Source organism: Streptomyces sp. NPDC032822, assembly GCF_055578825.1.
This window is the reverse complement of record NZ_JBVIOL010000017.1, coordinates 93690-112669: the sequence shown is the minus strand read 5'-3', so window position 1 is coordinate 112669 and position 18980 is coordinate 93690. Positions and strand designations below refer to the sequence as shown.

The window sequence follows — 18980 nt, the reverse complement described above, 5'->3', positions numbered from 1 at the left end:
GGACAGTCTGATCCCCCGGTCGACAGGGCCCGGCCCGCTGGTCCGGGCCCTGTACGGCACACCGGCGGACCCACGGGGTCCGCCGGCCGGAGCGTCAGTGGTCCATACCACCGAAGGTGCCTGATCACAGATCGATTCAGGTCAACGGCATCACCGCCGACACGCTCCGTCGGGCCTCAGGCGCAGAGCACCCGCGTCTCGGGCGTGTAGACCGGGCCACCGCTGACGTTCGTGGTGTCGCTGAACTCGGCGTAGAAGTACGAGTAGAAGCCGATGTTGCCGTTGCAGCCGGAGTCGGCGGCGACGGCGAGCGTCAGCGTGACCGTGCGGCTCTGACCGGGCGGGATGGTGGCGCCGTAGTTGGTACCGAGGTTGGCGGGCCCGGTCCCGGAGCAGGGAGTGGGGCCGGCGGCCGTGGCCAGGCTGCAGCCGGAGAAGCCGTACTTGAGGTCGGGGCGCTGGGTGGTCAGCCAGGTCGGTTCGATCGTCTGGTAGACGAACCAGATGTCGTAGGTCTTGTTGTTGGTGATCGTCATCGACAGGTTCACGGTGCCGCCGGGCGTGGTGGTGGCGCTGTCAGTGGCGAACGTCAGCTCGGCCGGCGCCGGGTCGGCCGCGCTCGCGCTGGGGGCCAGACCGAACACGGCCAGGACGAGGGCGAGGACGGCACCGAGGCCGAGACGTCTCATCAGTGGTGATCGCATGGCCTGGGAGGCTAGGCACCGGGCGAGCGCAACGTCTGCCCCGCGGACGGCCCGCTCCGCCCACACGGCCAAAAGCGTTCACGACGTGAAGACCACGTGGAGTCCGCGTGGAGGCGTCGAGCGTCTCGCATCCGCGCACGTGGCCGGGGTGCGGCGGGACGGTGGCGCGGGACGGTGACACCGGTCGGTCGCTCGGTGCCGAAGGATGACATTGGCTCGTATCGGATCCAGGGGGCCCTTTCGAGGCCGGTCGGTGTCCCGGGAAATCTCGGCCATCCGCCGCTTTCCGGCCCGGGTTTCCTCGGGGCCGGAAGTGACCTGTGGAAACCCCGGCCCCATTGATGAGTGGGCGTATCGCCGGTTGCATGGCCCTGCCCGGCGGCGATCCGCCGTCGGTCCGGATCCTCGCTCTGAGGATTTTCCTGCTGTGGGGATGGGGGGACTGTGCGTCAGTCCGGAACGAGTTCGGAGAGACCGACCGCGTTATCGAGAGCGGGACGACACGGCATTTCCGGTGCGGCGGCGCTCATGGGCGTCGCCGCACTCGTCGTGTCGGCGCTGCCCACCGCCGCGAGTGCGGCGCAAGCGGCACCACCACCGAGTCCGGGAGAGGTGATCCCGGGACAGCGAACGGCGACACCGGCCCTGGTGGAGGGGATCCGGGAGCAGGCCCCGGCGGCACGGAACGCGGCGGACGCGGCCCGCGCCCATCTCGCCGACCAGCGGCAGCGCTACCGCATCGCGGACCCGGGCCGCGACCTGGAACCCGGCGGGACCGTCACAGCCGACGGCCAGGAGACCGTGCGCCTGCGCCAGCGGCACCACGGCGTGCCGGTGCTGGGCGGCGAGTACGTCGTCCGCATGGAACGGCGGGACGGCGACCGGGTCGTCACCGGCACCTCGGGCCGGTACTTCACCGGGCTGCGGGCCGACACCACCGCCGAGGTCGACGACGCGCTCGCCGTCGAACGGGCGGTGGACGCCGTACTGTCCGGGCTCGGCGGCGAGACCTTCACCGCCCATGAGGACGACGAGGAGGACGGGACCTCGCTCACCGGCACCTCCCACGGCCTGGTCGTACTGCCCACCGGAACTGGTGTCCTCACCCGGCATGTCACGGTGCGGGGCAAGGATCCGGCGAGCGGCGAACCGGTGCTGCGCGAGGTGTACATCGACGCGCAGGCCGGATACCCGGTCCTCCAGTACAACGGCATCCGGACATTCACCGCATCCGGTACGGCAGCCTCCGGTACGGCCGCCTCCGCCGGGACCGCGACAGGCCGCCGCGGTGGCGCCGAGGAGCCGGCCGCGACGGTGGCGGGCTCCGGCGTCAAGCTCGACGGCACGACCGTCGAACTGCAGGTCACCCACGACGAGTCGCGCGACGCCCATGTCCTGCGCGACCGGTCCCGGATCCAGAACGACACCGGCGATGTCCTCGCCACCTGGGACGCGCGCGACAAGTCGGTCGGTGACGTCGGCGGCGTCTGGCCCGACGGCATCCAGGAGTTCGCCTCGCCGACCCCGGCCTTCGGCGCCGAGGCGACCGAGGCGGGCGCGGTGGACGCCCACTGGGCCTCGGGGCAGGTGTACGACTACTACAAGAACAAGCACGCCCGGGACAGCCTCGACGGCCGGGGCATGACGGTCAACTCCCTGGTCGGGGTGACCGATTACGGCCAGCCGTACGTCAACGCCTTCTGGGACGGCCAGAAGATGGTGTACGGCTCCGGCGACGACGAGTACCGCCCGCTCTCCGCCGGGCTGGACGTCGTGGGACACGAGATGACCCACGGTGTCATCGACCACTCCGCCGGCCTCGTCTACGCGGGCCAGTCCGGCGCCCTGAACGAGGCGGTCGCGGACTACTTCGGCAACGCCATCGAGACGGAGGTGTCCGGCGGTGCCATGGACGACCCGGACTCGGGGCTCCTGGGCGAGACGCTCTGCCGGACCAGGACCGCGCGCGAGTGCGCGCTCCGCGACCTCAACGACGGGCGCACCACCGCCAAGCACTTCCTCGGCGTGGGGTTCGGCACGGACAGCGGCGGCGTCCACCTCAACTCCACCATCTTCTCAGGGGCGTTGTGGGACATCCGCGAGGACCTCGACCCCGCGCTCGCCGACCGGATCGTCTACAAGGCGCTGACCGAGTACCTCACCCCGCTCGACGGATTCACCCAGGGCCGGGACGCGGTGGTCGCCGCCGCCAAGGCCCTCGGGATCGGCGGCCAGGACCTGACGGCCGTCCAGCGGGCCTTCAACGCCCATGGCATCGTGGCCAACTGGGAACTGGCCCTGGGCATCGACTCCGACCTGCTGCTGGAACGCGTCAACACCGCCGACTCGCGCGTCGGTGCGGGTGGCGACTGGTGGACGGCCTCCTCCTCCAACGAGGAGGGCTCCGAGCCGTACTCGGTGTGGGCCGGACGTACCGACGGCACGGGCCGGTTGAAGCTGATGAGCCCCAACGACGGCCGCTACCACGTGAATCCGGCCACCGACGGCAGGACGGTGGTGTGGCAGGCGCACGGGGCCAGCGGCGTCGACATCCTCGCCCGGCCTCTCGCGGGCGGACCCGTGAAGGTCCTGTGGCACGGCCGGAGCGTGGGCAGCGCGCTGGACGTCGACGGTGACGTGGTGGCCTTCGCCTACAACAACTACGGCGGCCGGGCGGGCGTGGCCTATCTGAGCCTCAAGAACCCCTCCGACGTGGTCCAGCGCGGAGGCGGCACCTACCGCAGGGCGACCTTCCCCTCCGTCAGCGACGGGAAGGTCGTCTACCAGGACCGGCGGCGGGTGAGTCTGGTGTACGAGTCCACCACCCGGGTGATCGACGTGGCGACCGGCGAGGAGACGGTGATCCAGCAGGCCGCACCCACCGCCAGTCCGGGACCGACGGCCGTCACCGGCACACACGTCTACTGGCTGGTCGACGAGATCCGCCAGAACGGCGTCACCACCCTGCGCCGGGCCGGACTCGACGGCTCGGGCATCACGGATCTCAGCACGGAGACCGGCCCGGAGGCACTGAACGTCTCCGACGTGACGGCTTCCGAGGCGGCGGTGACGATGATCGCCCGGACGCCGGACGGCGAGTACCGCAACGAGTCGCTGGCCAAGCTCTGGCAGTTCTCGCCGTCCGCCACCGGCGAGGGCGTGCGCCGGAGCCGGGTCTCCTGCAACCGGGGCGAGCAGCTCTCGGCCTCGGCGGCACCGGGCACCCAGGTGGTGTGGCTCGACGCGACCACCGGCGTCAGCAACGTGGTGACGCGAACCCGGCCGAGCGGTACCTGCGGCTGACCGGTCCGGCAGCGGGCGAAACGGTGGTCCGCCGGCCTCTGGTCCGGCGGACCACCGGCCGCCCGAAGGCCGCGTGACGCCGAGTGCGGCGTGCGGTCGTTCGTGGGGTCGTCGGGTCGTGGGGTCGGTCGGGTCGGTCGGGAAAGCGATCGACAGCCGGGGCCACGAGACGCTGTGATGGTGGTGACCGTCCGCCGCACGGAGCGGGCCCAGCGCGGGAGTTGTTCTTGGCGACGACCGGGAGAACCGCGGACCACCGGCCCGCGATCGACGCCGTACTGGCCAGGCGCCTGGTCGACACGCAGTTCCCGCAGTGGGCCGAGTTGCCGCTCGAACTGCTCGACCCGGCCGGTTCGGACCATGTGATCCACCGGCTCGGCGAGGAGTTGTCCGTCCGGCTGCCCCGGCACGCGGGGGCCGTAGGACAGGCCGCCAAGGAGTTCGAGTGGCTTCCCCGGCTCGCCCCGCACCTGCCCCTGGCCGTCCCCGTACCGGTGGGGGTGGGTGAGCCCGACTTCGGCTACCCCTGGCCATGGGCGGTGTCCCGCTGGCTGGACGGCGAGGTGGCCACCGCCGAGGCCCTGGCCGACTCGTCCCGGACCGCCGTCCGACTGGCGGAGTTCCTCACCGCGCTTCAGGCGTTCACACCCGAGGACGTCCCGGTCACCGTCGTCCGCGAGGACCTCGCCGGTGGTCCGCCGGCCGACCGGGACCGTGCGACGCGCACCGCGATCACGGAGCTGGACGGCAGGTTCGACGCCACGGCCATGACCGAGCTGTGGGACGCGGCGCTGAGCGCCCCCGGATGGGATCGCTCGCCGGTCTGGTTCCACGGCGACTTCCACACCGGCAACCTGCTGACCGTCGACGGCCGCCTCAGCGCGGTCATCGACTTCGGCGGGCTCGGTATCGGTGACCCCGCCTGCGACCTGATCATCGCCTTCACCCTGATGTCCGCCAGGAGCCGGGCTGTTTTCCGCGGCGCGCTCGGCATCGACGACGCCACCTGGACCCGGGGCCGCGGCTGGGCCCTGGCCACCGGCCTGAACGCCTACACGTCCTACGCCGCCGTCAGCCCCCGGGTCGCCGCGCAGACCAGCCGACAGATCAACGCGGCCCTCATCGGCTGATCGACTGGTCTGCGGACCGGCGGGCGGGTTGCTAACCCGCCCGCCACATCAGGGCCTTCACGCCCTTGCCCTCGCCCGTGAAGGACACCATCGCCGGGCGGTCGCCCTTCGGGAGCAGGTGGACGGTGCACAGGGTCAGGGCGGAGTTCGGTTCGAGACGCGTGTTGGGCACGCTGCCCCGGCACTCGTCGATGCCCTCGCCCTCCCCGGCGCCGGAGAAGGAGAGGTCGAGCAGCGGCACCGGCTGGACCTCACGGCCCCCGGCGGAGCGCATCCCGATGCCGTCGTCCATGGTCGGCAGGAGCTTCACCTTGCCGTCGTTGCGGTACGCGACCGTCACGTACCAGGGCACGAGCTTCTTCTGGCTGTCATTGAGGTCGTACGCGTCGAGATCCTTCAGGCTGCCGACGCGCACACTCTTCGGCGTGACACGGATCGGTACGGCGACGCCGTCGGTGGTGACGTCCTCGTGTGCCGAGTCGGCGGTCGTGCCCGCGGCCAGCAGTCGGCCACCGTTGTCGTCGCCCTTGCCGTCGGCGACCTTCCACAGCAGGGTCTCACCGGCCTCGTCGGCGTAGGCGACGGTGGCGGGCTTGTGCCCCTTGGGCAGCATCACGAGCCGGCACACCGTGGCCGTGGCGCCGGCCGCCACCGAGGCGGGGCCGGTCTTGTCGCAGTTGTCGGGGAGCGACGAACTCGATTGGGTGGCAAGGGGGTTGGACCACAGGGAGACCGTCTCGCCGGGCGTGCCGTCCGCGAGGGTGACCGAGAAGTTCGCCTCCGGGTCCGGCTGGGCCAGCGGCGCCGAGCCGGTGTTGGTGTACTTGACGGTGAGGTAGTAGGGGATCAACCCCTTCAGGTCCTCGTCCAGTTGTACGTCTTCCAGATCCGCCGCCGTACCGCGCGCGAGCCGCTGGGGCGCCAGCGTCAACCGGTGGGAGGTGCTGCGGTCGGTCCACACCGCCTTGCGCACCGTCGACTCGACCGTCAGTGCCGTGGCCACGGCGGGTTTGCTGGTTCCCTTGTCGGAACCTGATCCCGTCCCGGAGTCACCCGCCCCGCACGCCGTCACGACCAGCGCGAGCACTCCACCCCCCGCGATCGCGGCCGTCGTCCTGCGCGTACGCATGAGCATCCCCGTAACTTTCCTCTGTTCCGTTCGCAACGCGATCAGCTTACGTGTCCTGCCACGGCCTCTTTCGCCACGTGAACCGCTCCCCTTCGGAGGGCGAAGGCTCAGGCCAGCGCGCGCAGATACCGTCGCCGGGCGTACCGCTGGGCGAGGAGGAGGAAGGGGAACAGGTACCGCCAAGTACCCGCGGGGGCGGGGCGGGTCAGGGATCTGAGGGTGAGGAAGACCGTGCCTCCGTGGTCACGGTGGACGACGAAGGCCTCCTCGCCGCTGACCGGGTGGCCGTGCCGGGTGCCGTACGCGAAGCCGCACCGGCCGGAGGTCTCCACCACGGCGACGACCTCGACGGGCTCCCGGACGACGAACCCGCCCCACCCCGCCGTGACGCTGTAGCGCCCCCGCTCCCGCGCCCGGGTGCGGCCTCCGTCCGCGGAGGCCACCCTGAAGCCGCTGCGTGTCTTGACCTCCCAGCGCATGACGGCGTCCGCCGCGGTGCGCCAGGCGTCCTCGCCCCGGCCGATCTCGACGGTCCGTTCGAACCGCCGGAACCCGGGCGGACCGTCACCCCAGTGCGGGTCCTCCGGACGTGTCCCGCCCGGGATGCCGTAGCTCAGGCCGTCCCGTGAGGGCGGCGCGCCCGGCCGGCTCGCGTCCGCCGTCATCTGTCTCTCCTCGTGCCGGAAGCCGGAAGCCTCGCCCGATCAGCCATCGGCGGGGTACAAGCGGGTCACCTTGCCGGCGGCGTCGGCCTTCAGGTAGCCGGTCTGACCGTACTCGCCGCTCAGGTAGATGTTCATGCCCCCCGGAGTGCCGAAGACGTTGCTGGGCGGATCCAGCAGCAGGTAGCGGGATTCGGGATCCTCGACGTTCAGCTTCCGCTCCGCCTCTTCGAGAAGCGCCGGGACCCGGTCCCAGTCGAAGTCGTCGAGACCGACGGGCCGCAGGGAGGACGGCAGTGAGCCCTTGATGATGCCCTGCTCCACGCCCTTGCCGGGGCGGTAGGTGTAGGTGTCGTACTTGGTGTCACTGCCCTTGACCATCAGCCAGGCCGACACGTACTCCGGGTGGACGGAGAGGCTTCCGTACATGTCCCGGCCGGTCTCGTCCTTGAACGCCTTGATGGCGGTGCGGATGCCGTGCGGACTGAGCATGCCCGTGGCCCCCGGTTTCGCCGACTGCCGGGCGGCCGGGGAAGCGGCGGTCGGAGAGGTGGCCGTCTTCGACGGCGGGCCGGTGGTTTCCGGGGCCGAGACGCTGGACGAGACGCGTGCGTCCGGGGCACCCGCGTCCGAGTCGCCCGAGTCGCCGCCGAAGGGCAGCAGCCACCCGAGCAGAACCAGCGCGCCGACCACCGAGGTCCCCGAGACACCCAGCAGGACCGACCGGCCGGGGACGCGTCGGCGTTCGGTCCGCACGGGCGCGGTCACCGGCAGGGGTACGGGTCCGCCGGACGGGACCGGCGGTGGTCCGAACCCGGCGGGGGCCGCCGCACGCGCCGGACCGGGGGCGTCGGACGGGACGAACGTGGCCGGTTCGGCGGTGGCCTCCGGCGCGACGGGCGCCGAGGCGGGCGGCGGGCTCAACCGGTAGGAGGTGGGCTCCTCGCGCGAGGGCGCAGGACCGGCGCCCGACCAAGGACCGGCGTCCGCAGCCTCCTTCCCCGGCATCTCCGCCTGTGCCAGATCGCGGTCCAGCTCGGCCGCGGGCGGGCGCGCCGACGGATCCCGTACGAGCACGCTCACCAGGATGTCGCGCAGGGCACCGGCACGCACCGGCGGCGGTACGTCGTCGTGGAGGACGGCTGCGAGGGTGGCCAAAGTGGTGCCCCGGCGGAGCGGGTGGTGCCCCTCGACGGCGGCGTACAGCATCATCGCCAGCGACCACAGGTCGGAGGCGGGGCCGCCCTCCTGGCCCGAGACGCGTTCCGGTGCCATGAAGTCGGGCGTTCCGATGAGGGACCCGGTGGCGGTGAGGGCGGTCGTCTCGCGGATCGCGGCGATGCCGAAGTCGGTGAGGACGGCACGACCGTCGGGGCGCAGCAGGACGTTGGCGGGCTTGACGTCACGGTGCTGGATTCCGGCCTCGTGCGCGGCGCGCAGCGCGGCCAGCACACCCCGGCCGATCCGGGCCGCCTCGGCCGGTGGCATCGGCCCCTCGGCGAGCCGGTCGGCCAGCGAGCCGCCGCCGACCAGTTCCATCACGATCCACGGGTAGGTGCCGTCGCCGCCGTCGACTATGTGGTGGATGGTCACGACGTTCGGATGGTCGATCCGGGCCAGGGCCCTGGCCTCGCGCAGCACGCGCTCGCGCAGCATCCGCGCGCCGTCCGGGTCGTACTCGGCGAGGTCCCGGTCGGGCGGGCGGACTTCCTCGACCGCCACCGACCGGTGCAGCACCAGGTCCCTGGCCCGCCAGACCGTCCCCATCCCACCGCCGCCGAGGCGGGCCTCCAGCTCGAAGCGCCCGTCGACGACCCGTCTCCCGGTGCCTCTGCCGGCCTCACTCTCACTCATGTACGGGAGCTTAATTGTCGCCACCGACGCCGTTCGCCGTCCCGGCACCGGCCCGGGCGGGCGCATCGGCGGCGCTCCGGCGTCGACGCCCGTCCGCTCGACCGGCTCATGGTCAACTCCCGTGTGTGGCACGCCTGATGGCGGTTGCGCGGCGGTCACACGGCACGGCACCGGAGGAACCCGCCCGGCTGAAAATCTCTGCTCGCATGACAAACCCGCAGCACGCAATGGTCAATTCAGGCCGTTACTTTGTCTCGCCCATGACAACCCTGTGAGCGCGGTGCCACCCTTCTCTCGAACGTTCACCAATCGTTCACTCCCCCACCTCATCCCCCACTCCCCCCACATCGCGCCACCCCACCCCCACGCCCCACCCCTCGCACGTCACGGTCGGCGCGGAGACCCGCGCGACCTGGCGTATGCGGTGTTCCTTCCCGTTCGACGGGCCCCTGTCCGACACCACCCCGTCGGTCCCGCCCGTCCCGGCCCGGTTCCCCGACCGGCCTCACAGAAGGAGAAGCCCGTGCCCCGGCCCCACCACTCAGCCCACCGGCGCAGATACACCGCCGCCCTCGCCCTGACCACCATCACGACCCTGCTCACCGTCGGCATACAGAGCGGCTCCGCCGGGGCCGCCCCGGCCGACCCCGGTCCCGCCGGGAGCAGCGCCGCACCTCGCGCCGGCGCCGCCCCCGTCGCCCTCTCCCCCGCCAAGCGCGCCGCCCTCCTGAAGAGCGCCGGCCAGGCCGCAGCCGGCACGGCCCGCGAACTCGGCCTCGGCGCCAAGGAGAAGCTTCAGGTCAAGGACGTCATCAAGGACGCCGACGGCACCGTCCACACCCGCTACGAGCGCACCTTCGCCGGGCTCCCGGTCCTCGGCGGCGACCTCGTCGTGCACACCGGTGCCGGCGGCACGACCGCGTCCCGGGCCACACAGACGCCTGTCGCCGTCGCCTCCACCCGCCCGGCGGTGACCGCCGCGAAGGCCGGCACCAAGGCGCTCGCCGCCGCGAGGAAGGCCGACACCGCGCGCGCCGAGGTCGGCGACGCGCCCCGCCTCGTCGTGTGGGCCGTCTCCGACGCGCCCTCGCTGGCCTGGGAGACAGTGGTGGAGGGCGTCCAGGAGGACGGCACGCCCAGTGAGTTGCACGTCGTCACGGACGCCGCCTCCGGCAAGACCCTCCAGACCTACGAGGGTGTGCACACCGGCACGGGCGTCGGCCAGTTCAACGGTCCGGTGCCGCTCGGCACCACGCTGTCGGGTTCGACGTACCAGCTGCTCGACGGCGACCGGGCCGGGCACCGCACCTACGACCTCAACCAGGGCACCTCCGGCACCGGCACCCTGTTCACGGACGACAACGATGTCTGGGGCAACGGCACCCAGGCCGACCGGCAGACCGCCGGGGTCGACGTGGCCTTCGGCGCGGCGGCGACCTGGGACTACTACAAGGACGTGCACGGTCGCAACGGCATCCGCAACGACGGTGTCGCCGCCTACAGCCGTGCCCACTACGGCAACAACTACGTCAACGCCTTCTGGTCCGACAGCTGCTTCTGCATGACCTACGGCGACGGCTCCGGCAACGCCGCCCCGCTCACCTCGCTCGACGTGGCCGCCCACGAGATGAGCCACGGTGTCACCAGCGCCACCGCGGGTCTGACCTACGCGGGCGAGTCCGGCGGGCTGAACGAGGCGACGAGCGACATCTTCGCCGCCGCCGTGGAGTTCCGCGCCGACCTGCCCGCCGACGTACCGGACTACCTGGTCGGCGAGAAGATCGACATCAACGGTGACGGCACCCCGCTGCGCTACATGGACAAGCCGTCCAAGGACGGCGCCTCCCGCGACTACTGGAGTTCCACCCTCGGCAGCGTCGACGTCCACTACTCCTCCGGCCCGGCCAACCACTTCTTCTACCTGCTCTCCGAGGGCAGCGGGACGAAGACGGTCAACGGCGTGGACTACGACAGTCCCACCTACGACGGCGGGGCGGTCGCCGGCATCGGTATCGAGAACGCCGCGCGCATCTGGTACCGGGCGCTGACGACGTACATGACCTCGTCGACCGACTACGCGGCGGCGCGCGTCGCCACGCTGCGGGCGGCGGCCGACCTGTTCGGCGCGTACAGCGCGACCTACCTCACCGTGGCCGACGCCTGGGCCGCCATCAATGTCGGTGGTCGTATCGCGCTGGGCGTCAACGTGGCCGGGATCGGCGACCGGAGCAGCGGGGTGGGCCAGGAGGTCGGCCTCCAGGTGGAGGCGTACACCACCAACTCGGGCGCCACGCTCTCCTACGAGGCGACCGGTCTGCCGGACGGGCTCGCCCTCGACGCGGACGGCCTGATCTCGGGTGTGCCGACCACCACCGGGTCCAGCGAGGTCGAGGTGACCGTCACGGACAGCACGGGCTCGTCCGTCACGGAGGCCTTCACCTGGCGGATCGCGTACATCTACGCCAACTCCACCCGGGTGGACATCCCCGACGTGGGGGCGGCGGTGGAGTCGCCCGTCACGGTCACCGGCCGCTCGGGCAACGCGTCGGCCACCACCCAGGTGTACGTCGACATCGTGCACACCTACCGCGGTGACCTGACCGTCGACCTGGTCGGCCCGAACGGCACGGTGTACTCGCTGCTCAACCGCAGCGGCGGCGCCGCCGACAACGTCGACCAGACCTTCACCGTGGATGCCTCCGCGCAGCCCGTCGAGGGCACGTGGAAGCTGCGGGTGCGTGATGTCGCGGCGATCGACGTGGGCTACATCCGGGGCTGGCAACTGACTCCCTGACCTCGGCCCGCTCCCCGTCCGCCCGGCACCGGTCACGGTGCCGGGCGGACGTGTTCCGGGAACCGGCTGTCCCGGAAGGGCACTCCACTCCCAAGAATTCTTAGGTTAGGCTTACCTAAGTACACCGTGCGGTTCTCTTCGACCACGCAACTGGAGAACAGAGATGGCCCTTCGTCGTTCCCACGTCACGCAGCCGAGCCCTGCCGAGCGCGTGCGGTCGATCCTGGCCGTGGCCCATTCGATGACCGTCTCGGCCGACGGGCTGCACCGCGAAGTGCACCGATTCGACGGCGTGGGAGCGATGGGCCACATCCACCTGCACGCCCCCGGGGAAGCCGGACCCGCCCGGCCCGCCGAACGCGTCCCCGTCCGGCTGGAGTTCGCGGACATCGCGCCGACACCCGTCCGCGAACGCCTGCGCGCCCGCCTCACCCTGACCGGTCTGCTGCCGGCCCCATACCGGGCGGAGTCCGCGGAGAGCACCTGCATGGAGTTCGGGCAGGCGGTCCTCGAAGACGCCTCGGGGCGTACGTTCGTGACCCTGGACATGCTGCAGGCGACCGAGCCCGACCCGGTCGCGCCCCACGAGGCCGACCTGCTGACGCACCTCATGGACGGCCACGGCGACCTCGTCCTGCTCCTGCTCCGCCTCGTCCAGCCACAGCCGCGGCAGGGCATGCTGCGCGCCGTCCCGGTGGCCATGGACCGCTACGGACTCACCCTGCGCCTGGAATACGGCAGTTCCCAGCGCGACGTCCGGCTGCCGTTCCCGACGCCCGTGGCCGACATCGAGCAGGCGACCCCTCGGATCCACGCCCTCATCGCGGCGGCCCGCCGCTCCTCGCACTCCAACCGGCTCATCGCCTGATGATCACATCGCGAGACACGCTTGCATCGCACCCCTGACCGGGCGTTGCCTCGAACGGTGAGTACCGAACGCCCCGCACCGCCGCAAGAATCCGCACCCCACGGCGACGACGTCGCCGACGACCGCTCCGCGCGACGCGCGGTCACCGTCTTCCCGGTCCTCGTCCTCGCGGCCGGCGCCGTCGGACTGCTGTTCCCTGGCGGCTTCACCGGCTGGGGCGAGACGGTGCCGTACCTCCTGGGCGTGGTGATGTTCTGCATGGGCATCACCATGACCCCGCAGGACTTCCGCGGTGTCGCCAAGCGGCCCTGGGCGGTGGCCCTCGGGCTGGTGGCGCACTACGTCATCATGCCGGGGCTCGGCTGGGCCGTCGCCCATCTGCTCCAGCTGCCGCCGCAGTTGGCCGCGGGGGTGATCCTCGTCGGCTGCGCCCCCAGCGGCACCGCCTCCAACGTGGTGACCTATCTGGCGCGCGGCGACGTCGCGCTGTCCGTCTCCGTGGCGACCGTCTCCACGCTCGTGGCCCCGCTGGTCACCCCGCCCCTCACACTGCTGCTGGCGGGTGAGTACCTGCCGGTCGACGCCGGCTCCATGGTCACCGACATCCTCAAGACGGTGCTGCTGCCGGTGCTGGCGGGTCTCCTGGTACGCCTTCTGGCGGGCCGATACGTCCAGCGGGCCCTGCCGGTGCTGCCCTGGCTGTCCGCGCTGACCATCGGCGTGATCGTGACGGTGGTCGTGGCGGGCAGCGCCGCCGCCATCAAGTCGGCCGCCCTGCTGGTGTTCGTCGCCGTGGTGCTGCACAACGGCCTCGGACTGGCGCTGGGGTACGGCGCGGGACGCGTCGCCCGGCTCGGTGAGCCGGGGAGCCGTGCCATGGCCTTCGAGGTCGGCATGCAGAACTCCGGGCTCGCGGCCTCGCTGGCCACCGCCCACTTCAGTCCGCTGGCCGCCCTGCCGGCCGCGGTGTTCTCCGTCTGGCACAACGTCTCCGGCGCCCTGGCCGCCGCCTGGCTGTCCCGCCGGACGCGCTGACGGCCCGCGGACACCGGGAGTTCCGTCGCTGTCCCGGCCCTGGACGGCATCAGCCGGGCACGAGCGCCGGCATCGGCGTCCCCGGCAGCTGACCGGTGTGCGCGGGAACGGTCCGTCCCCGCGCACGTCCGTGACTCAGTCCACGACCAGCACGTTGCGGACGGTCGACGCCGCGGGGGCGAGCGCGGCGCCGAAGTTGCCCTCGACCTGCGCCTTCTCGGCCGCGTTCGGGTAGGGATTCGTGCACGGTACGCCGGCGCTGGAACCGGACATCAGGCTGGTGCAGGGTCCGGGCTTGCGGTCCGGCAGGCCGAGGATGTGACCGAGTTCGTGCGCCGAGATCCGAACCGTGTTGTAGCCCTCGTCGACGGCCTGGCGCCCGATGTAGACCGTTCCGTTGCCGAGCGAGGTGGTGAGCGCCCGGGGCCAGCCGTTGTCGGCCAGGACGCGGATGTTGGCGCGCTGGCCGGCGGTCGCCGGGCGCAGTTCGACGGCGTCCACGCTCTCGTTCCAGATCGCCGCGCCCCGGTCGACGGCGGCCTTGAACTCGGCCGACGCACTCGCGTCGTAGGTGACGACGCGGGCGGCGGCCACCTGCTCGGCGGCGCCCGGCGCCGCGGCGTAGGCCTGGCCGCCGGCCAGGGTGAGAGCCACCGTGAGGGCAGCGGTGAAGCCATGGGTGAAGGTGCGCGCGTACATGGTCGGCCTCCTGTGGGGGGAGAAAGAAGAACAGGCATGCTCATGCCACACACTGTCAGGCTCCCTCCCCACACCGCGCGGACCCCAATCCGTCAATCGGCACCCGAACAATATTGTGTGCGTCAAGTGATCACGGTGTGCTCTTTCTGTGATTGCCTCAACTCCCCCGGTCGGCCATCCTGTTGCCCTGGTTGCAAAAGCCCAGTTCAGCAGGGGGAGAACGTGGCACTCCGGATACATTTCACCGAAATCGACCTAGCGAGAACGCGCGTCGCGACGCGTCTGGACCCGCTGTGGGAGATCGCCGCGAGCCTGCACCGGCTGCAGTCGCGGCGGGGCCGGTGGGCCTACGCCGACTGGTACCGCGGAGCCCGAGTGGCGGTGCGTGAGCAGGGGTTGGAGCGGGCCCTGCGCGGCACACTGCTGCCGCTGTACCCGAGAGCCGCGTACTTCCCCGACTTCCTCACGCCCGCGCACACGCCGGGCGACCTGAACGCCGGACTCGACGAACTCCTCGCCACCCCGCCCCGACGCGTCGGGGCGGAGATCGAACTGCTCGACCGGGCCGTCGGAGCACCGTCCTGGGCCCACCGGCTCGCGGAGCAGCCGGAACGGGCCGCGCTGGCAGGGGTGTTACGCGCCTACTACGGTGCCGTCATCACCCCCTTCCATGACCGGATGGCGGCCCGGATCGAGGCCGAGCGCACCGCGCGATGTCGTGGGCTCATGGACGGGGGCATCGAGGGCATGCTCGCCGGTCTCGGCCCCACCATGCAGTGGCGGCGCCCCGTGCTGCACGTCCGCTATCCCGCGCAGGAACGCGACCTGCACCTCAACGGACGGGGCATCACGCTCGTCCCCTCCTACTTCTGCTGGGACGCCCCGGTCAGCCTCGCCGACCCTGAGTTGCCGCCCGTCCTGTACTACCCGCTCCTGCACGAACAGCCCCTCCCGGACGGCCTCTTGGGGAGCGCGTCCGCCGACCGTCCGCTGACCGAGCTGCTCGGACGGGCACGCGCCGCCACCCTCCACGCCACGGCCACCGGAGCCACGACCGGCGAGATAGCGCGCGCCGCCGACGTGTCCGCGTCCTCCGCCAGCAGGCACGCGACGGCCCTGCGCAACGCCGGCCTGATCACCACCACCCGGGACGGCGCGACGGTCCTGCACACGCTCACCCCGCTCGGCGCCTCCGTGCTCCGTGCCGTGACCGCCACGCCGGCTCCCCGGCCGGAGTCGGTACGCCCCTGAGTGACGCGCCGGCGTGAGGTGTCCGAAGGAACCACCTCGGGCGACACAAACCAGGTGCCCGCCGACCGCCGAACGTCGACATCCCCCCGCTGACCTGTGCTTTTGCGGTGAGCTGCAAAGGCATGGCCTGAGGCCGTACCGCAGGGAATCGTATGCGGCACGCCCCGCCACGGGGCCCGGCCGAATCAAGGGGGGACCGGCATGAAGCGAGCGTGCGCCCTCGCCTGCGTGGGTGCGGCCGTCGTCGCCATGACGTCGGCCGGCTGCACCGCGAGCGCGAACCAGGACGGCGGCCGGGCCGGCGCCGGCAGCGCCGGGACGGTCGACGCGGCCTCGGGTCCCGGGGCCGGCGGCCGGGAGCTGACCGACGCCGAGCAACTCCTCGTTCAGCGCGCCGAGGCCCAGCTCGTGAAGAAGTGCATGGAGAGCGAGGGCTTCAGGTACTGGGTGTGGACGGCGGTGACCGTCGACGACCTCAAGGGCAACGGATACGTCCTCTCCGACATCGCCTGGGCCAGGAAGCACGGCTACGGCAGCCGGCTCACGGACCGGCTTCAGGACGTCCAGCGCGACGACCCGAACAGCCGCTACGCCAACACGCTCCCGCGCCAGGAGCGCATCCGCTACGGCAAGACCCTCGAAGGCGGCCCGTCGAGCGGGATGCTGAGCGCCGAACTGCCCGCCGGCGGCACCGTCCAGACCCCGCGCCACAGTTGCCAGACCGAGGCGAAGAACCGGCTCTACGGCGACTTCGAGACCTGGTTCCGGGCGGAGAAGACCGCCACCAACCTGTCCCCGCTGTACGTGCCCGCCCTGATCAAGGACAAGCGCTTCACCCACGCTGTCGAACAGTGGTCGACCTGTATGCGCCGCAGCGGCCACCCCTACGCCGACCCGCCGAGCATCCGGCGCGAACTCCCCGCGCTCACCGAGGGATTGACGTCCCGCAAGGCCTACGCCGTCGAAGTCGAGCTGGCGGTCGCGGAGGCCACCTGCGCGACCGGCACCCCGCTGTCCGAGACGGCCCACACCCTGGACGCCGAGTACCGCGACAAGCGACTCGGCCGGTACGCCACGGACATCGCCACCTACCGGCGCATGGCCCTGACCGCACTGAACCGGGCCGAGGACCTCACCGGCTCCGGCGCCTGACGACAGACGATCGGGCCCTCCCCACACGTCCGCGGCACCTCGCCCGCGGAGCATCCCGCACGACATCAGCAGAACTAGGAGTGATCCCTCATGCGCAAGACCCTGGCCGTAGCTGCCACCCTCGGCCTCGCAGGCCTCGCGGTGATCGTCCCCTCCGGCGCCGCCCAGGCCGCCACGCCGTGCGACACCGCGTGGGCCAACGCCACCGCCGGCTACTTCTACGCCTACTCGGGCGACAACTGCACCGGCTACCTCGGCAGCGCCGACGGCGTGGACGCGAACTGGGGCAACGGCCAGGGGGCGTTCCAGGGCGGCGACACGAACAACGCGGAGTCCATCCTGCACAAGGGAACCTCCGGCCTCGCCGTCCAGGTCTTCAACGGGACGGGAGAGGACTGGGCCGGCGGTCACACCTGCATCAAGAAGTCCGAGTACTACATGAGCAGCCTCAACGGGTTCACGTTCACCAGCGGTTACGCCGTGGACAACGAGATCAGCTCGCACCGCTGGCTGGCCGAGGGCTCCTGCGGGAAGTTCCTGGACTCCTGACTTCTGCCGCACCACGTCCTGTCCCCGTGGCCCGCCGCACCCCGGCGGGCCACGGCCCTGTTCCCTGCCTCCCCGGGGGCGCCTACCGCTCGGCGGCGGCCGTCGGACCCCAGTCCCTACGGCCCACCCTCTGTCATGAATCAGCCACTGGCCGTACCATGACAAGTCATAGAACTTCAGGCGTGTGGACTTGGGGAGCCATCATGTCCTGGGATCATCATGACCCGCGTGACGACTTCGTCGTTCCGCCCATGCCCACCGCGCCACCATCGCCGCCGCCTCCGCCGCCACCACTCGCACCCGCGGACCCGTGGCGGGCCGTCGCGGTCGCGTTGCTGAACCTCTGCGGGCTCGGCCTCGGTTACGCCCTCCTGCGCCGCTGGGGGCCGATGGCCGCCTGCTGGGTCGCGACGGCGCTCCTGCTTCTGCTGAGCCTGCCGGCGGACCCGGACGGGGTCCCCGGCACGGTGCTCGTTCTCTACCTGGTCTTCCTGGTGCTCGCCGCCGCGCACGGGGCGTTCGCCGGCCTGCGGACCCCCCTCGTATGGCCGCCGAGCACGCCGATCGCGGCCGCACTGGGCATCGTGCTGCTGGCCGTTCCCGCCGGAGGCGTCGTCCTGTACGACGGGGCGCGCGACGAGGCCACCGAACAGATGCTGCTGGAACGGCTGGACGGGGCGGACGAACTGGTCGCGGAGTCCGGGACGCAGCCCTTCGAGACGGCCGAGGCGGGCTACCGCCGGGCGCTGGCCGTCTACGGCGGGCTCAGCGACGACCACCCGGGCTCGCGGGCCGCCGAGCGGGTTCCCGACCGGCTCAGGACCTACTACACGACCGTCGCCTCCGCCTACGCGGAGAAGAACTACTGTGCCGCCATAGCGCCGTTGAAGTACCTCCGCACGGTCCCGGGCACGGTGGACAAGAAGGATCTCGGGGCCCTGTCCGGCTGGCCGGACGACCGGCTGGCGACGTCGCTCTACGAGTGCGCCTCGACGTCACTGAGCGGTGGATCCGAGGGCTGGACCGCCCAGTTCGCGGAACTCCTGTCGACGTTCCCGAAGTCCGCGCAGGCCGGGAAGGTGGAGCCCGCCGTGCAGGCCGCCGTCGACAAGGCGGTGAAGTCCGTGCGCGGTGACGAGCCCTGCCCGGCCGTCGAGCGGCTCGAAGGCCTCGGCGCCCAGGTCCGTACCCTCCCGACGGAGCCGGCGGATCTGACCGACGGCTTCGAGAAGGACGCCGACCGGGCCGATTCGAGCGCGGCATCGGGCACGTACACCTGCGGTGTCGACCAGTACAAGGACGGCGACTTCAGCGACGCCGTCACCACCATGAACGCCTTCGCCAAGGACAACCCGCACCACAAGAACCGCGAGCGCGCCAAGAAGATAGCCATCGCCGCCGAGATCGCCCAGACGATCCCCGCGGCCGGCAAGCGGCTGCCGACCACGGCCTCGGGCGGCAGCATCTCCGTCACGGTCAAGAACGACAGCCCCGACGACATCACGGTCATGTACACCGGACCGGTGACCGGGAGCTTCACCCTCAAGGCCTGCGGCAGTTGCACCTCGTACTCACTGATCGGCTCCTCGGTGCTCGGCTTCGAGCCGTGCAGCGACAGCGGCAAGAACTACCCCCAGCGGACCATCCGGCTGCCCGTCGGCACCACCTACTTCGTGCACAAGTCCCAGGAAGGGGACGGCAAATCCCCGGCCTCGGACACCGCCAAGCTGTCGTCGGGCTACATCTACACCGAGTGCGCCTACACGACGAGCTTCAGCTACTGACGCGGCCCGCGGACACGCGGACACGCGGACGGACGGCGGGAGCCGGAAGGGGCCGAGCAGTCGGAC

14 protein-coding genes are annotated in these 18980 nt (G+C 71.6%); 9 read left to right on the top strand and 5 right to left on the bottom strand.

The window, feature by feature from the left end; translation table 11 throughout:
* Positions 1–176: 176 nt before the first annotated feature.
* On the bottom strand, positions 177–704 hold the full coding sequence (locus ACZ5VD_RS35210) for a hypothetical protein (protein ID WP_468555038.1): 528 nt from the start codon (positions 702–704) through the stop codon (positions 177–179).
* Positions 705–1232: 528 nt separating this feature from the next.
* On the opposite strand from ACZ5VD_RS35210, the gene ACZ5VD_RS35205 reads away from it, so the two are divergent.
* Together ACZ5VD_RS35205 and ACZ5VD_RS35200 are read left to right on the top strand one after the other, a co-directional pair.
* On the top strand, positions 1233–4007 hold the full coding sequence (locus tag ACZ5VD_RS35205) for a M4 family metallopeptidase (RefSeq protein WP_468684601.1): 2775 nt from the start codon (positions 1233–1235) through the stop codon (positions 4005–4007).
* Between the two features lie 227 nt (positions 4008–4234).
* Positions 4235–5137, top strand: a complete 903-nt coding sequence (locus tag ACZ5VD_RS35200) for an aminoglycoside phosphotransferase family protein (RefSeq protein ID WP_468684599.1) — start codon at positions 4235–4237, stop codon at positions 5135–5137.
* 31 nt (positions 5138–5168) lie between these two features.
* Here the strand turns inward: ACZ5VD_RS35200 and ACZ5VD_RS35195 are convergent, their stop codons facing one another.
* The 3 genes from ACZ5VD_RS35195 to ACZ5VD_RS35185 all read right to left on the bottom strand — a co-directional run bounded on the left by ACZ5VD_RS35195 (position 5169) and on the right by ACZ5VD_RS35185 (position 8782).
* Entirely contained in the window at positions 5169–6272 is a 1104-nt protein-coding gene (locus ACZ5VD_RS35195; protein WP_468684597.1) for a hypothetical protein, read from the bottom strand.
* Positions 6273–6373: 101 nt separating this feature from the next.
* Positions 6374–6931 (bottom strand): DUF1990 family protein, encoded by a 558-nt coding sequence (locus ACZ5VD_RS35190; protein WP_468555042.1) that lies wholly within the window; start codon positions 6929–6931, stop codon positions 6374–6376.
* A 39-nt stretch (positions 6932–6970) separates the two neighbouring features.
* Positions 6971–8782 carry a serine/threonine-protein kinase gene (locus ACZ5VD_RS35185; protein WP_468684595.1) on the bottom strand — a complete coding sequence of 604 codons (1812 nt, stop codon included), beginning with the start codon at positions 8780–8782 and terminating at the stop codon, positions 6971–6973.
* A 523-nt stretch (positions 8783–9305) separates the two neighbouring features.
* On the opposite strand from ACZ5VD_RS35185, the gene ACZ5VD_RS35180 reads away from it, so the two are divergent.
* The 3 genes from ACZ5VD_RS35180 (at position 9306) to ACZ5VD_RS35170 (ending at position 13479) form a co-directional block, all read left to right on the top strand.
* Positions 9306–11576, top strand: coding sequence for a M4 family metallopeptidase (locus ACZ5VD_RS35180; RefSeq protein ID WP_468684594.1), 2271 nt, complete (start codon positions 9306–9308; stop codon positions 11574–11576).
* A gap of 163 nt (positions 11577–11739) precedes the next feature.
* On the top strand, positions 11740–12444 hold the full coding sequence (locus ACZ5VD_RS35175; protein ID WP_468684592.1) for a DUF2470 domain-containing protein: 705 nt from the start codon (positions 11740–11742) through the stop codon (positions 12442–12444).
* 57 nt (positions 12445–12501) lie between these two features.
* Positions 12502–13479, top strand: coding sequence for a bile acid:sodium symporter family protein (locus tag ACZ5VD_RS35170; protein WP_468555046.1), 978 nt, complete (start codon positions 12502–12504; stop codon positions 13477–13479).
* Between the two features lie 135 nt (positions 13480–13614).
* On the opposite strand, the gene ACZ5VD_RS35165 is transcribed toward ACZ5VD_RS35170, so the two are convergent.
* Positions 13615–14178 (bottom strand): snapalysin family zinc-dependent metalloprotease, encoded by a 564-nt coding sequence (locus ACZ5VD_RS35165; RefSeq protein WP_468555047.1) that lies wholly within the window; start codon positions 14176–14178, stop codon positions 13615–13617.
* A 222-nt stretch (positions 14179–14400) separates the two neighbouring features.
* On the opposite strand from ACZ5VD_RS35165, the gene ACZ5VD_RS35160 reads away from it, so the two are divergent.
* The 4 genes from ACZ5VD_RS35160 (at position 14401) to ACZ5VD_RS35145 (ending at position 18914) form a co-directional block, all read left to right on the top strand.
* Positions 14401–15429, top strand: coding sequence for an ArsR family transcriptional regulator (locus ACZ5VD_RS35160; RefSeq protein WP_468684590.1), 1029 nt, complete (start codon positions 14401–14403; stop codon positions 15427–15429).
* A 201-nt stretch (positions 15430–15630) separates the two neighbouring features.
* Entirely contained in the window at positions 15631–16581 is a 951-nt protein-coding gene (locus tag ACZ5VD_RS35155; RefSeq protein WP_468684589.1) for a hypothetical protein, read from the top strand.
* A gap of 90 nt (positions 16582–16671) precedes the next feature.
* Entirely contained in the window at positions 16672–17130 is a 459-nt protein-coding gene (locus ACZ5VD_RS35150; protein WP_468553839.1) for a hypothetical protein, read from the top strand.
* Between the two features lie 203 nt (positions 17131–17333).
* The gene (locus tag ACZ5VD_RS35145; protein ID WP_468684587.1) at positions 17334–18914 is read left to right on the top strand and encodes a hypothetical protein; all 1581 of its coding nucleotides are present in this window, start codon (positions 17334–17336) and stop codon (positions 18912–18914) included.
* Positions 18915–18980: the final 66 nt, after the last annotated feature.

Coding starts and splice junctions, on each gene's coding strand:
- ACZ5VD_RS35155 (WP_468684589.1), top strand. CDS start 15,631: ATGAAGCGAGCGTGCGCCCTCGCCTGCGTGGGTGCGGCCGTCGTCGCC.
- ACZ5VD_RS35195 (WP_468684597.1), bottom strand. CDS start 6,272: ATGCTCATGCGTACGCGCAGGACGACGGCCGCGATCGCGGGGGGTGGA.
- ACZ5VD_RS35150 (WP_468553839.1), top strand. CDS start 16,672: ATGCGCAAGACCCTGGCCGTAGCTGCCACCCTCGGCCTCGCAGGCCTC.
- ACZ5VD_RS35210 (WP_468555038.1), bottom strand. CDS start 704: ATGCGATCACCACTGATGAGACGTCTCGGCCTCGGTGCCGTCCTCGCC.
- ACZ5VD_RS35175 (WP_468684592.1), top strand. CDS start 11,740: ATGGCCCTTCGTCGTTCCCACGTCACGCAGCCGAGCCCTGCCGAGCGC.
- ACZ5VD_RS35190 (WP_468555042.1), bottom strand. CDS start 6,931: ATGACGGCGGACGCGAGCCGGCCGGGCGCGCCGCCCTCACGGGACGGC.
- ACZ5VD_RS35165 (WP_468555047.1), bottom strand. CDS start 14,178: ATGTACGCGCGCACCTTCACCCATGGCTTCACCGCTGCCCTCACGGTG.
- ACZ5VD_RS35145 (WP_468684587.1), top strand. CDS start 17,334: ATGTCCTGGGATCATCATGACCCGCGTGACGACTTCGTCGTTCCGCCC.
- ACZ5VD_RS35205 (WP_468684601.1), top strand. CDS start 1,233: ATGGGCGTCGCCGCACTCGTCGTGTCGGCGCTGCCCACCGCCGCGAGT.
- ACZ5VD_RS35185 (WP_468684595.1), bottom strand. CDS start 8,782: ATGAGTGAGAGTGAGGCCGGCAGAGGCACCGGGAGACGGGTCGTCGAC.